We start from the raw sequence: 12,678 nt of genomic DNA, 5'->3' as shown, positions 1-12,678 counted from the left end.
CTGGTGAATCGATGTCTAGTCTTTCGGGTCCTGAATCGAATCTGCTGGAGATGTCTTCCTTCCCTATGATTCCCACCTTATGTTAGTTTGACAGAAATAGCATTCATATTGTATCCTACAATCAAATTGAATTAGACCTCACTTTCTAGCAATGGTGGGGTAGAGGCGCGATATTTAACAGTCTTCGGTGGAGCTTGAGCAGGCGATGAGCCCGGGGAGAAGGAAATGTCGCCGAAGCGGTATACAGGCTCACTGTATGCTGCTGGGCCTGCAGTTAATAGCTGCAGGACTGTCTTGGTAGATGACCCGATCTATCAAGTTGCGCTATCTCGTCGAGGGGAAAGTGGGTGTCAGGACGGAAATGAACCCATCAAACGGCCTCGGTGTGTATCCGAAGTCGTTTTTTTGTTTCTGTTTTTATCGATTCATTATTTTGTATGGAGAGTGAAGAAAAATGAGAAAAACCTGGTCGTTATCCATCCTCATGTTATTGTCGGCGGTGCTGATCCTTGCAGGGTGCGGCTCTTCCTCCGGCGGCAAAGACGATAATACGTTTAAAGTAGGGCTCGAAGCGGGGTACGCTCCGTTTAACTGGACGCAAAACGATGATTCCAACGGCGCGGTTCCGATTGACGGCAGCTCCGAATACGCGGGCGGCTACGATGTGGAAATCGCCAAGAAGATTGCCGACGGCCTCGGCAAGAAGCTGGTGATCGTCAAGACGGAATGGGACGGTCTGGTTCCGGCGTTGACCTCCGGTAAGATCGATGCCATTATTGCCGGGATGTCCCCGACCGAAGAGCGTAAGAAGACGATTGATTTCTCGGATAACTACTATAAATCGAACCTGATTATGGTGGTGAAAAAGGGAGGCCCTTATGAAGGAGCTACCTCGATCCAAGATTTCAGCGGCGCGAAAATTACGGCCCAACTGAATACGTTCCACTATTCCGTGATCGACCAAATCAACGGGGTGAACAAGCAACCGGCGATGGATAACTTCCCGGCAATGCGCGTGGCCTTGGAATCCGGAACGATTGACGGTTATGTATCCGAGCTTCCGGAAGGCGTCAGCGCCGCAACCGCGAATGACAATTTCGCTTACGTGGAATTCCAGGACGGCTTCACCACCTCGGATGATGACACCGCCATCGCGGTTGGGCTCGAGAAGGGCAGCGACTTGACGGCGAAAATCAACGAAATTCTCGCGGGCATTTCCGAAGATGAACGGTCCGCGATTATGAACGATGCGGTTAAAAACCAACCTGCAGCGAACTAAATAAAGCACGGGACATAAGCCGGCTGCAATGGGATTGCAGTCGGTTTTATGCGGTGCGGGAGGAAATCAAATGACTTACGAGTGGATCATCCAAATTATTACCGATAACTGGCCCATGTTTTTGCGTGGAGCCGGGGTAACGTTATATATATCGCTCATCGGCACGATGATCGGTGCGGCGATTGGTCTGCTGGCCGGCGTGATCCGAACCATTCCGGTGCCGGAACGCGGGCTCAAACACTGGCTGCTGAAGATCGTTAACGGCCTGCTGACCATTTACATTGAATGCTTCCGGGGAACGCCGATGATCGTTCAGGCGATGGCGATTTTTTACGGATCGTCCCTGCTGTTCAATTACGATATGGACCGGACGTTTGCGGCGATCTTCATCGTTTCCATTAATACGGGAGCTTATATGGCCGAGATCGTGCGCGGGGGCATCTATTCGGTGGACAAAGGGCAATTTGAAGCCGCCCATGCGATTGGGATGACCCATTGGCAGACGATGCGCAACGTGGTGCTGCCGCAGGTCATTCGCCATATTTTGCCGGCGACGGGCAATCAATTTATTATTAACATCAAGGATACCTCGGTGCTGAACGTCATTTCCGTGTCGGAACTGTACTTTATGACCAAGTCGATTGCCGGGAACAACTTCCGGTACTTTGAATCGTTCTTTGTGGCCAGCGTGTTGTATTTGATCATGACGTTAACCGTAACGAAAATTTTACAGCGTATCGAAAAAAGGCTGGACGGCCCCGAAAGCTATACGCTGCAGCGCTAGCAGAAAGCAGGAGTGAGGATGGACAAGGTAATCGAAATTCGGCATTTGAGCAAATTTTTTGGTACCCACGAGGTGCTTAAGGATATCAATCTGTCGGTCAGCAAAGGAGAAGTCGTCAGCATCATCGGCTCCTCCGGTTCCGGCAAATCCACGCTGCTCCGCTGCATCAATCTGTTGGAGAAGCCGAGCGGCGGGGAGATTATCTACAATGGCAACAATATTTTGGAGGATCTGCAGAAGGCCTCGTTGTACCGCCGGCATTTGGGGATGGTGTTTCAGCAGTTTAACCTGTTCAACAATCATGACGCGCTGAGCAACTGCGTCGTGGGACAAGTCAAGGTGCTGAAGCGCTCCAAGGAAGAAGCGACTGAAATCGCGATGAAATATTTGCGGGATGTCGGGATGGAGCAATACATTCATGCCAAACCGAAACAGCTCTCCGGCGGACAAAAGCAGCGGGTAGCCATCGCCCGCGCCTTGTCGATGGACCCGGACGTACTGCTGTTCGACGAGCCGACCTCGGCGCTGGATCCCGAGATGGTGGGCGAGGTGCTGAAGGTTATGAAGGAGCTGGCCTACTCTGGACTAACGATGATCGTCGTTACCCACGAGATGGAGTTCGCTCGGGAGGTGTCCGATCGGGTCGTGTTTATGGACCAGGGGGTCATCGCCGAAGAGGGAACGCCAGAGCAGATCTTTAATGCACCGAAGCAGGAGCGGACGAGAGAGTTCCTGAAGCGGACGTTAAATCGGGAAGGGTAAGACGAGTCAAATGGAGATAGCGGCGGAACCTGGATGTAGATCTGGGCTCCGCCTTTTTTTGTCCCCATTCGTGCGGGCATCGATCAGGATCGCGGCGTTTGCTCCTTGTAATTGAAGGAATGCCAAACCCCAAAGTTATCCTTGACGTTGATCGTGCGTCTCCCGCCCATGGAGGCATCGACGTAGTAAGGGTAACGGCGGCTGGCGGTAAAATGACCGCGGTACGCGCCGGCAAACGTTACCGGCACAATCTCAAACCGGATCTCGCGGGGGGAAACACGGGTCGTCTGCGTGGAGTTGCCATAGTTGCTCTCATGCGTTTTCTGGACGCTGCTATCCGCTTTTAGCATATTGATGTCGCTTTGCATCGCGGTGATCGTTTCTCGCAGGCCGGTCACATCGGGAGCTCCGCCAATCTGCGGGATGCAGAGCCGTTGTCCCACCCGCAGCGAGTTCGGATCCACTCCCGGGTTCGCTTCCAGGATGCTGGCGACGGTAACGCCGTATTCCTGCGCGATCTGATACAGCGTATCGCCGCGTTCGATGATGCGGGACACATGATTCGGCGGGCAGGAGGGGATGCAGATCACCTGGCCGATTTGCAGGTTGTTCGGGTCAAGGCCCGGGTTCGCGGCTAAGATGCGCGTGACGCTTGATTCCAGCCGGAACGCGATGATGTTCAGCGTATCCCCAGGCTGCACCGTGTAGGGGTAGTGCTCTGCGGGGCATTGCCGATAATAATGGGAGTTAAACAATAGAACTTCCCCTTTCGTTTAGGCTTCTTCCTATACCGTATGCGATGCTTGGGCGTCGGTTACTGGAATCTCGCTGCGGACGGGCCGCTGTCTTCGGCAATCAATGGGGCTGCATTGCGGATCGACGGAGGCTTGGTGCGCAGCATCGTTTGAGTTCCTTACAAATCCGGAATCTGCCAATCGATTTCAGCTAAACCTTTCGAGCGCAAAAATTGATTGGCCCGCGAAAACGGCCGACTGCCCAGAAATCCCCGATGAGCCGACAAAGGGCTGGGGTGCGGTGACTTGATCAAATGATGCTCGCGGTTTGTGATCAGGACCGCTTTTTTCTGGGCATGGCTGCCCCACAGCAGGAACACGACCGGCTCCCGCTTCTGGTTGAGCGTTTCGATCACCTTGTCAGTGAATGTCTCCCACCCGATGTCCTTATGGGAGTTCGGGGTATCGGCCCGCACGGTCAGGACGGTGTTGAGCAGCAGAACGCCTTGCTTTGCCCATGGGACCAAATAGCCGTTGTTAGGGATACGGCAGCCCAAATCGTCCCGCAGTTCCTTGAACATGTTCTGCAGGGAAGGCGGAGCTTTGACCCCCGGTTTGACGGAGAAGCTGAGCCCATGTGCTTGTCCTGGGCCGTGGTATGGATCCTGGCCGAGAATCACCACTTTGGTGTCGGCGAAGGACGTATAATGGAGCGCGTTAAATATATCATACATATCGGGATAAATCGTTCGGGTACGGTATTCATTCGCCAGAAACTGGCGCAGCTGCAAATAGTACGGTTTCTTGAATTCGGGCTCCAGGAAGGGGGCCCAATCATTGTGAAGAATCGTCAAGCCGAGTCACCTCGCAAGTTCTAGAATGCTTAAGTAGACTTCGACATCAGCGAGCCTAGTTCCTCCTTGACGCGTGCGAAGGCGCTCGCTTGCTTGGAACACCGTGCTAGAATTCAATATAATAGAGGTAATGTACTAACGGGCGGGAGGACAGGCGATGAATAAGCAGGAACAGGTACTCCTGGAATTCAGGAATTTATTTAATAAACTGGTCTGGCTCAATAAAATGAAAATAGAAGACCGACTGAAAGGGGTTAAGCCTTCCGAAGTCCATTGTATCGAGGCGATTGGGAAGCAGGCGGAGCCCAATGTGACTCGGCTTGCTGAGACCCTCTATATGACGCGAGGAGCCATTACGAAATTAACGAAGAAGCTGATGGACAAAGGTCTGATCGAAAGCTATCAGAAGCCGGACAACAAGAAAGAAATCTATTTTAAACTGACCGCGCAAGGTCAGAACATTTTTGATATCCACGAAGAGTTGCATGAGGAACTGCAAGCGCGCGATCAAGCCGTATTTGAGCAGGTGACGGAGGAGCAATTTGATCAGATGCTGCACTTTATTGAACGATATAGCCGACACTTAGATGAGGAAATGAAGAAACAAGGGATCTCCCTGCACGACATCAGCAGGAAGTGATTTGGCACAACACATAGTTAAATTCCAGGCAGTCCACTCGATTAGGAGCGACTGCTTTTTTTTGTTTCGATAATTGTTGACAAGGAAACAATAATACGTTATGTTTTTGTTGACACAGAAACAAAATGACTATAATAACATCCGAGAGGAGAATCCCATGCAGAACGTAAAAGAGAAAGGAAGAGAGTTACCTAGAGAAATCCTCATGGCTGCCTGGGCAATTGCCCTTGGAGCCATTGCTCCTATGCTTGATTCAACGATGGTGAATATCGCGATCGATATCCTCACCAAAGATTTTCAGACGACGCTGGATATTATTCAATGGTCCATCACTGGTTATGTGCTTGCCCTTGCGATGGCGGTACCGGTCTCCGGCTGGCTGATGAACCAATTTAACGGGAAGAAGATTTTTGTCGGCGCCGTTGTTGCTTTTGGCATTATCTCCGTCTTTGTCGGCTTCAGTTGGAATGTCTTCAGCTTTATATTTTTTCGCTTGGTGCAAGGATTTAGCGCCGGGATCATTACCACGCTGATGTTCACGCTTCTAGTCAAAACCGCAGGGCCGGATTATCTGGGGCGAGTGATGGCGATCGTCAGCACACCGATGATTTTTGGCCCCATCCTGGGACCGGTCATCGGAGGCTTCATCGTTCAATGGGCGTCCTGGCAATGGATTTTTTTCATTAATGTGTTGATTGTTCTGATCTCTGCACCGCTGATGATGAGAAAAATCCCCAACTTCGAGCCGTTCAACCGAGACAGCAAACTAGATGTCATTGGGATCGCCTGCTTGTCCTTCATGAGCGCTGCTTTGATCTATGGCATTACAAAGGCGGCGGACCATGCCTCGTTTAACAATCCCGAGACTTTGTTATGGGTGGGCATCGGCCTTGCTTTAGCCGTTATCTATTTCGCATACAACCGTTTCACGAACAATCAAACCGTACTCCCTTTGAACCTGTTTGTGCATCGGAGTTTTCTGGCTTCCAGTGTTGGACTGTTTCTGGCGAATATGGCCATTATGGGACCGATGCTCATCTTGCCGTTGTTCTTTCAAAATTTCCGGCATTTCACGGCCATTGAAGCTGCGCTTGCGTTAATTCCCCAAGGCCTAGGGATGCTCGTTACCCGTCCGTTGATCGGCAAAATGATCGATCGGATTGGCGCGAAATACGTGGTGATAGTCAGCCTGATTCTATCGCTGATCGGGTCCGTTCCGCTGATCTTTATCACTGATCAAACGAGCATGGTATGGATTTCCCTTGTCTTGTTTATTCGGGGAACCAGCATCGGGGGCATTAATCTCCCGTTAACGAGTGACGCCTATACGGGACTAAACGATCATCAGCTCTCGGAATCCGGCGTTGGGATCAATATCATCGAGAACCTGGGTGCCAGCTTTGGCTCAGCGGTGATCGCCACTGTTGTTGCAACAGTCGTCCAAGGCCTGCAACCCACGGTGGCAAATAGCTTAAAGGGCTATCACGCCGGATTCCTGGTTTCCACCCTCGTCCTCATTCTGATTTTTATCCCCGGGCTGTTCCTCACCCATAAGAAGAGGGCGATGAGCGCATAAAACAAGCCGCGAGGTTCTCCTCGCGGCTTCAGTTCATTCTTTATTTATCAAGCCATTGGAAATGGAAGGTGCCTTCTTGGTCAACGCGTTCGAACGTATGGGCGCCGAAGTAGTCGCGTTGGGCTTGCAGCAGGTTAGCAGGCAACCGCTCGGAACGGTAGCTGTCGTAGTAAGCCAGAGCGGAGGAGAAGGCCGGTACCGGAATGCCGCGGGTTACAGCAGTGGCAACCACTTGTCTCCAAGCGTCTTGGTAGTTCTCGACGACATTCTTGAAGTAATCGTCGAGCAGCAGGTTTTTCAGATTCGGGTCGCGATCGTACGCATCTTTAATATTTTGCAGGAAGCGAGCCCGAATGATGCAACCGCCGCGGAAGATCATGGCGATGGCGCCATAATTCAGATCCCAGCCATATTCCTCGGAAGCGAGACGCATTTGCGCGAAGCCTTGGGCGTACGATGCGATCTTGCTGGCGTACAGCGCCTTGCGGACCGCTTCAATGAATGCTTCCTTATCGCCGTCATACGGCTGGGTGGCCGGACCGTTCAACCGTTTGCTGGCGGCCACGCGTTCGCTCTTCATTGCGGAGATGAAGCGGGCAAACACCGACTCGGTGATGATCGACAGCGGTACGCCAAGATCGAGGGCGCTTTGGCTCGTCCATTTGCCAGTACCTTTCTGGCCGGCGGAGTCCAGGATCACGTCCACCATCGGTTTGCCGGTAGCTGGATCCTTCTTGCCAAAGATGTCTGCCGTGATTTCGATCAGGTAGCTGTCCAGCTCACCGCTATTCCATTCCGTAAAAATCTTGTGCAGTTCATCAACGCTCAGCCCCAGCACATCCTTCAACAAATGGTACGCTTCGCCGATTAGCTGCATATCCCCGTACTCGATCCCGTTGTGAACCATTTTCACGTAGTGGCCGGCACCGTCCGGGCCGATGTAGGTGGAGCAGGGATCGCCGTTCACTTTGGCCGAAATCGCCGTCAAGATTGGCTCAACCAATTCGTAGGCGTCCCGTTGGCCGCCAGGCATGATCGCCGGGCCTTTCAGCGCGCCTTCCTCGCCGCCGGATACGCCGGCGCCGATAAAGCGGATGCCTTGGGCTTCCAGCAGCTTGTTGCGGCGCTGGGTGTCCGGGAAGTGGGCGTTCCCGCCGTCGATCAAGATGTCCCCTTTCTCAAGGTAAGGGACCAGTTGGTTGATCGTGTCGTCGGTTGGCTTGCCGGCTTTCACCATAATTAGAATTTTACGCGGCGTTTCCAGCGATTGCACAAATTCCTCGATGCTGTAGGTGCCAACGAAATTTTTGCCCGGCGCTTCCTCCAGCAGTTCTTTGGTTTTCTCAGGCGAACGATTATACAATGCAACGGAGAAGCCTTTGCTTTCGATGTTAAGCGCGAGGTTCTTGCCCATGACGGCGAGACCAATCACGCCGATTTGTTGTTTTTTCATATATACCTACCTCCAAACCTATCCTCTCTAATCTATGAGGTAAAGCTCTTATTTTACGGATTTCTTCCAATCGGCCGCGAACTTCTCCAGCCCTTGATCCGTCAGCGGATGTTTGGCCAGTTGTTCGATGACCGCGAACGGAATAGTAGCGATATGCGCTCCAGCTAAAGCTACGCGGGTAACGTGATCCGGATGGCGGACAGAAGCGGCGATGATTTGCGTATCCAGGGTATGCACACGGAACAGCTCCGCAACTTTCGATACTAGCTGCACGCCGTCTTCGGAAATGTCGTCCAAGCGGCCGAGGAACGGCGATACATAAGTAGCGCCTGCACGAGCGGCCAGTAAAGCCTGGTTGACCGTAAAGATCAAGGTGACGTTGGTCTCGACACCTTTTTGCGCCAAATATTTGGTTGCTTCGAGACCTGCCAGCGTCATTGGCAGCTTAATCGTGATTCGTGGATCATGGTTGTTGATTTTGATCAGCTCTTCCGCTTGGGCAATCATCTCTTCGGCTGTGACTGCATCCGGCGTGACTTCCGCCGAAACGGACTCCACGTCGGGGACGGCCTTCAAGATTTCCTCAATGCGGTCCTCGAACTTGACGCCTTCTTTGGCGACGAGGGAAGGATTGGTTGTCACCCCGGATAAGACACCGATTTTATGGGCTTTTTTAATGTCTTCCAGATTGGCCGTGTCAACAAAAAATTTCATCGTAATCCCTCCAAATTTATAAATTTTAGATTTGAACGATCAGGGGCAAAAAGTTCCGTATTCCCCCTTATTTGATGGACAAGGATTCTTGAGACGATGGGTTACCGGTGCTCTCTGCGGAGGTTGCCGCTTCGCTATCGCGGTCGAACCACCACTCGAACCCGTCTTTGGCCAGCAGCTCGTAGGCCGCTTGCGGACCGAAGCTGCCTGCCGGATATGGATATAACGGCACCTCATTCGCAGCGTAAGCATCCAGGATTGGCTGCACCCATTTCCAGGACAACTCGACCTCATCCCAATGCGCAAAGAAGGAGGAGTCGCCGCGAAGTGCGTCATAAATCAGGTTCTCATAGGCTTCAGGCACTTCACTGCCGCTCTTATGGGAGCCGATCAGCACCTTCGTGAGATCCTGTTGCTGAGCTTCGCCTTCCGTATTCAGACGCAGGTAAATGCTCTCGTTCGGGCTGATTTCGAACACGAGCAAATTCGGTTTACCGCCGTTGTTGGCTGTGGAGACTTGCTTCACCGGCTCGCGGAACTCAATGACGATCCGTGTGGCTTTCTCCTTCATGCGTTTGCCGGTACGGATGTAAATCGGAATTCCGCGCCAGAAATCGTCATCGATTTGCAGTTTGGCTGCGATGAAGGTATCGTTTTGGGAATCCTGCGGGATCCCGGCTTCGTCTTTATAACCGACAACCGGTTTCCCTTGAATGGTCCCGCTTGTATATTGACCGCGGACCACTTGGGTTGCGACGTCTTGACGCAGCAGCGGCTCCAGTGATTGCATCACATGCTTCTTCTTCGAGCGCACTTGCTCCGAATCGTCGCCTTTCGGCAGATGGGCGGCAAGCATCATCAGTAGCTGCAGCATATGATTCTGGAACATATCGCGCAAGGCACCGGAATGGTCGTAATACCCGGCTCTTTCCTCAACGCCAACGGTTTCGCTGGCCGTAATTTGCACGTTTGCGATGTAACGGTTATTCCAGGAAGCCTGGAGCACCGGATTCGTTTGCTGCAGCAGATGAAGCTTCTGTACCATCGGTTTGCCGAGGTAGTGGTCGATGCGGAAAATTTCCTCTTCGGTAAAAGCTTTGCTAAGCTGTGCATTGAAATCGCGGGCGGATTGGAGATCGCGGCCAAACGGTTTTTCAATGACAAGCCGTTTCCAGCCTTTCGTGTCGCCTAGTCCGCTGTCTTGAATATGGTTTGCAATTGTCTCGAACAGCTCTGGACCAACCGACAGATAAAATAACCGATTGGGCTCCGCCCCTAGGGCCTGTTCGCGTTCTTCAACGAGCTTCAGCAGGCTTTGATAGTCTTCCTTGCGGTCGACGTTCAGGACATGATAGCGGAAGAAGCTGAGAAATTTGTTCACAGCCTCTGCATCGCTGGCTTCCCGTCGTGAAAAGCTGTGCAGAGATCGTTCGATGTTTGCCTTAAAGGTTTCATCGGACCATTCTCTGCGGCCCAAGCCGATTACGCTAAAAACTTCCGGCAGCTTTCCATCCAAAAACAAATTAAACAAGGCAGGGTAAATTTTGCGTTTCGCTAGATCCCCAGTTGCCCCAAACAATACAAACGTATTGGCATCCATCTAGGTTCTCTCCTCTCAGCATAGCTTTTCTCTTATCCATTAATGGAATACAGGTTCTCTGTTTGTGGGATCCGGGATGTTGCCCATTCCCAACCTCTAAGCTATGGATTATTTGGAATGACTCCAATATAATACGAATATCACCATAGGTGAAATTAATATATTTGACAGGAGCTATAGACCAGGTTTATGACAAACAATTATGAACTATATAAAGTGTTTTATTGGGCAGCGAAAACCGGCAGCTTAACCCAAGCAGCCAATGCGTTGTTCCTGACGCAGCCCAGCGTCAGCCATGCCATCAAGCAGCTGGAGGAAAGCTTTGGCCTTTCGTTGTTTTACCGTAACTCCAAAGGAGTGTCGCTGACGCAGGAGGGCGCGATCTTGTACTCGTATATCGAGCAATCGCAGATCTTGATCTCCCTGGCGGAGAAAAAGATGGCCGAGCTCAAAAACCTCGAGACCGGTGTTCTGCGGATCGGCGGCAGTGACTCGTTGTTTAAGCATTACTTGCTTCCGTATTTGGAGGATTTTCATCGACGGTATCCGGACGTCGGGATTCAGCTGCTTCACGGGACAACTCCGGAGATCATGGGTTTCTTGAAGGAGGGGAAGATCGACCTGGGCGTAGCCCGGATGCCGATCGTCGATCCGCATATCGAGGTGCGGGAGGGCATTCAGCTGCAGGACTGCTTTGTGGCCGGCTGTGCCTATGCCAATCTCAAGGACAAAGTGATTTCGCTGGAAACGCTGCTGGAGCACCCGCTGATCTTGTTCTCGCGCAACAGCCGCGCCCGCATGGCGATCACCGAGCTGTTCTATGAATATGGCTACGAGCTGAAGCCTGAAATTGAGGTTGGCAGCGTCGACCTGCTGATCGAATTGGCGCGCAAAGGACTGGGAATTTCTTATGTGGCCCGGGAGTTCGTGTCGAAGGAACTGGAGGACGGCTCGCTGTTTGAAATCAAACTGGACGTAGAGCTGCCACCGTCCCAGGTGGGCATTATGAATATGCGGAACGTGCCGCTTACGACTGCAGCCCAGAAGTTTATGGAGGAATTCCAGTTATTTCGAAAATAACTATAATAACAAGAAGGGAGGGAATTGCTAGTAAGGAATCCCTTCCTTTCTTCATGTTGTGAATAGCTCGTTTAAGTTCCCCCAATCGGCTATTAGCAGCTTCTTTAACCATTCAATCTGCTCGTTTCCAAGAGCGTTCGCGACGATTTGCTCCAGCGCTGCCTTGATGGTGGCGTTCTTCTCATAACAGCTTTCGCCCAACGGCGTTAATTTCAAGCTTTTTTCCTTCTTGTTATGCTGGGCTGGAATGACCTCAACCAACCCTTTGGCTTCCAAGCTCTTAATGAATTTGTGGGTCGCCTGCCGCGAAATATCCACCTGTCTTGTTACCTGCGAAATCGTTGGATTTTGCTGATAAATCCTTGCCATGATAAACCATTCTGAGTTGGAGATATATATCTCGTTCCGTTCGTTCCACACCTGCTCACAGAGGGAGCGAAGCTGGACATGACGTTCGCTAATCAGATCGATCAGGTTCAAAGATTCAAATTTGGGATGCATGGAATCCCTCCATTTCCGTTCCTGTTGCTAGTTCTCCTACACTATACAAAGACGGCCGGAAGTTGTCAATTTAGTTGACAAATTAACGGAAAAGGAGTATATTAACAATAGTCAACTTAGTTGACAAAATAGAGGGGCGGGATCACGGCCATGTTTGATAAGGGGGATTTGATCAGTTATTCGGTGCATGGCGTTTGCCGCATCGACGAGGTTTGCGTAAAATCGCTGGCCGGTGTTTCCAAGACTTATTATGAACTGCATCCGCTGAGCAATGAGACCTTAAAAATCAGCATTCCGGTCGATAGGGCGCCCTTGCAATTGCAGAAATTGATGGGGCCGGAGGAAGCGATGGCGTTAATCGACTCTTTTATGGCACCGGGCATTCCATGGATCGATAACAATCATGAACGGCATCACAATTACAGTGCGATTGTCAAGACAGGCGACCGGGAGGGAATCGCGAAGGTTGCCAATACGTTGATGCGCAGGAAACAATGGTCTGAGCAAAATCATAAGAAACTCGGCAATCAAGACAACCAGCTGTTATTGGGCATACAGAACACTTCATTTAACGAAATGGCCATCGTGTTAAAGACCACATACGATGACGTTTTGCAGGCTGTCCAGGAGAAGGTTGCCGTGAATCAGTCATAAACGGGTTCTTTATACGAGTTATACGAGGAAAGAGAGGTGCAGCTGCA

At 51.4% G+C, this 12,678-nt stretch carries 13 protein-coding genes and 1 riboswitch; of the genes, 7 read left to right on the top strand and 6 right to left on the bottom strand.

Annotated elements, in window-relative coordinates; translation table 11 throughout:
• Window positions 1–152: 152 nt before the first annotated feature.
• Window positions 153–335: riboswitch (Lysine riboswitch) on the top strand.
• 119 nt (window positions 336–454) lie between these two features.
• From M3G15_RS01050 to M3G15_RS01040, 3 genes are all read left to right on the top strand, one after another.
• Entirely contained in the window at window positions 455–1,279 is an 825-nt protein-coding gene (locus M3G15_RS01050) for a transporter substrate-binding domain-containing protein (protein ID WP_260069827.1), read from the top strand.
• Window positions 1,280–1,349: 70 nt separating this feature from the next.
• Complete coding sequence (locus M3G15_RS01045; RefSeq protein WP_036645970.1) at window positions 1,350–2,063, top strand: amino acid ABC transporter permease; 714 nt, start codon at window positions 1,350–1,352, stop codon at window positions 2,061–2,063.
• An 18-nt stretch (window positions 2,064–2,081) separates the two neighbouring features.
• Window positions 2,082–2,825 carry an amino acid ABC transporter ATP-binding protein gene (locus tag M3G15_RS01040; protein ID WP_009226089.1) on the top strand — a complete coding sequence of 248 codons (744 nt, stop codon included), beginning with the start codon at window positions 2,082–2,084 and terminating at the stop codon, window positions 2,823–2,825.
• An 83-nt stretch (window positions 2,826–2,908) separates the two neighbouring features.
• Here the strand turns inward: M3G15_RS01040 and M3G15_RS01035 are convergent, their stop codons facing one another.
• Together M3G15_RS01035 and M3G15_RS01030 are read right to left on the bottom strand one after the other, a co-directional pair.
• Window positions 2,909–3,580 (bottom strand): LysM peptidoglycan-binding domain-containing protein, encoded by a 672-nt coding sequence (locus M3G15_RS01035; RefSeq protein ID WP_260069826.1) that lies wholly within the window; start codon window positions 3,578–3,580, stop codon window positions 2,909–2,911.
• Between the two features lie 158 nt (window positions 3,581–3,738).
• Complete coding sequence (locus M3G15_RS01030; protein ID WP_009226091.1) at window positions 3,739–4,413, bottom strand: uracil-DNA glycosylase; 675 nt, start codon at window positions 4,411–4,413, stop codon at window positions 3,739–3,741.
• Window positions 4,414–4,570: 157 nt separating this feature from the next.
• On the opposite strand from M3G15_RS01030, the gene M3G15_RS01025 reads away from it, so the two are divergent.
• Together M3G15_RS01025 and M3G15_RS01020 are read left to right on the top strand one after the other, a co-directional pair.
• Window positions 4,571–5,053 carry a MarR family winged helix-turn-helix transcriptional regulator gene (locus M3G15_RS01025; RefSeq protein ID WP_009226092.1) on the top strand — a complete coding sequence of 161 codons (483 nt, stop codon included), beginning with the start codon at window positions 4,571–4,573 and terminating at the stop codon, window positions 5,051–5,053.
• A gap of 157 nt (window positions 5,054–5,210) precedes the next feature.
• Window positions 5,211–6,629: a DHA2 family efflux MFS transporter permease subunit gene (locus tag M3G15_RS01020; RefSeq protein WP_260069825.1), complete on the top strand. Its 1,419-nt coding sequence runs from the start codon at window positions 5,211–5,213 to the stop codon at window positions 6,627–6,629.
• Window positions 6,630–6,669: 40 nt separating this feature from the next.
• Here M3G15_RS01020 and gndA read toward each other — a convergent pair whose 3' ends face one another.
• The 3 genes from gndA to zwf form a co-directional block, all read right to left on the bottom strand.
• Window positions 6,670–8,082 carry an NADP-dependent phosphogluconate dehydrogenase gene (gndA, locus tag M3G15_RS01015; protein ID WP_260069824.1) on the bottom strand — a complete coding sequence of 471 codons (1,413 nt, stop codon included), beginning with the start codon at window positions 8,080–8,082 and terminating at the stop codon, window positions 6,670–6,672.
• A 48-nt stretch (window positions 8,083–8,130) separates the two neighbouring features.
• Complete coding sequence (gene fsa / locus M3G15_RS01010; RefSeq protein WP_260069823.1) at window positions 8,131–8,796, bottom strand: fructose-6-phosphate aldolase; 666 nt, start codon at window positions 8,794–8,796, stop codon at window positions 8,131–8,133.
• A 67-nt stretch (window positions 8,797–8,863) separates the two neighbouring features.
• The gene (zwf, locus tag M3G15_RS01005; protein WP_260069822.1) at window positions 8,864–10,396 is read right to left on the bottom strand and encodes a glucose-6-phosphate dehydrogenase; all 1,533 of its coding nucleotides are present in this window, start codon (window positions 10,394–10,396) and stop codon (window positions 8,864–8,866) included.
• Window positions 10,397–10,585: 189 nt separating this feature from the next.
• Between zwf and M3G15_RS01000 the strand changes: the two genes are divergently transcribed.
• The gene (locus M3G15_RS01000; protein ID WP_260069821.1) at window positions 10,586–11,476 is read left to right on the top strand and encodes a LysR family transcriptional regulator; all 891 of its coding nucleotides are present in this window, start codon (window positions 10,586–10,588) and stop codon (window positions 11,474–11,476) included.
• Window positions 11,477–11,527: 51 nt separating this feature from the next.
• On the opposite strand, the gene M3G15_RS00995 is transcribed toward M3G15_RS01000, so the two are convergent.
• Window positions 11,528–11,977 carry a MarR family winged helix-turn-helix transcriptional regulator gene (locus tag M3G15_RS00995; protein WP_260069820.1) on the bottom strand — a complete coding sequence of 150 codons (450 nt, stop codon included), beginning with the start codon at window positions 11,975–11,977 and terminating at the stop codon, window positions 11,528–11,530.
• A 150-nt stretch (window positions 11,978–12,127) separates the two neighbouring features.
• On the opposite strand from M3G15_RS00995, the gene M3G15_RS00990 reads away from it, so the two are divergent.
• The gene (locus tag M3G15_RS00990) at window positions 12,128–12,631 is read left to right on the top strand and encodes a CarD family transcriptional regulator (RefSeq protein WP_009226099.1); all 504 of its coding nucleotides are present in this window, start codon (window positions 12,128–12,130) and stop codon (window positions 12,629–12,631) included.
• Window positions 12,632–12,678: the final 47 nt, after the last annotated feature.

This window comes from Paenibacillus sp. p3-SID1389 (assembly GCF_025151705.1).
Taxonomy (GTDB): Bacteria; Bacillota; Bacilli; order Paenibacillales; family Paenibacillaceae; genus Fontibacillus; species Fontibacillus phoenicis.
Note: the sequence above shows the minus strand (reverse complement) of the source record. Positions and strands in the feature narration are given on the sequence as shown.

Coding starts and splice junctions, on each gene's coding strand:
- M3G15_RS01050 (WP_260069827.1), top strand. CDS start 455: ATGAGAAAAACCTGGTCGTTATCCATCCTCATGTTATTGTCGGCGGTG.
- M3G15_RS01045 (WP_036645970.1), top strand. CDS start 1,350: ATGACTTACGAGTGGATCATCCAAATTATTACCGATAACTGGCCCATG.
- M3G15_RS01040 (WP_009226089.1), top strand. CDS start 2,082: ATGGACAAGGTAATCGAAATTCGGCATTTGAGCAAATTTTTTGGTACC.
- M3G15_RS01025 (WP_009226092.1), top strand. CDS start 4,571: ATGAATAAGCAGGAACAGGTACTCCTGGAATTCAGGAATTTATTTAAT.
- M3G15_RS01020 (WP_260069825.1), top strand. CDS start 5,211: ATGCAGAACGTAAAAGAGAAAGGAAGAGAGTTACCTAGAGAAATCCTC.
- gndA (WP_260069824.1), bottom strand. CDS start 8,082: ATGAAAAAACAACAAATCGGCGTGATTGGTCTCGCCGTCATGGGCAAG.
- fsa (WP_260069823.1), bottom strand. CDS start 8,796: ATGAAATTTTTTGTTGACACGGCCAATCTGGAAGACATTAAAAAAGCC.
- zwf (WP_260069822.1), bottom strand. CDS start 10,396: ATGGATGCCAATACGTTTGTATTGTTTGGGGCAACTGGGGATCTAGCG.
- M3G15_RS01000 (WP_260069821.1), top strand. CDS start 10,586: ATGACAAACAATTATGAACTATATAAAGTGTTTTATTGGGCAGCGAAA.
- M3G15_RS00995 (WP_260069820.1), bottom strand. CDS start 11,977: ATGCATCCCAAATTTGAATCTTTGAACCTGATCGATCTGATTAGCGAA.
- M3G15_RS00990 (WP_009226099.1), top strand. CDS start 12,128: ATGTTTGATAAGGGGGATTTGATCAGTTATTCGGTGCATGGCGTTTGC.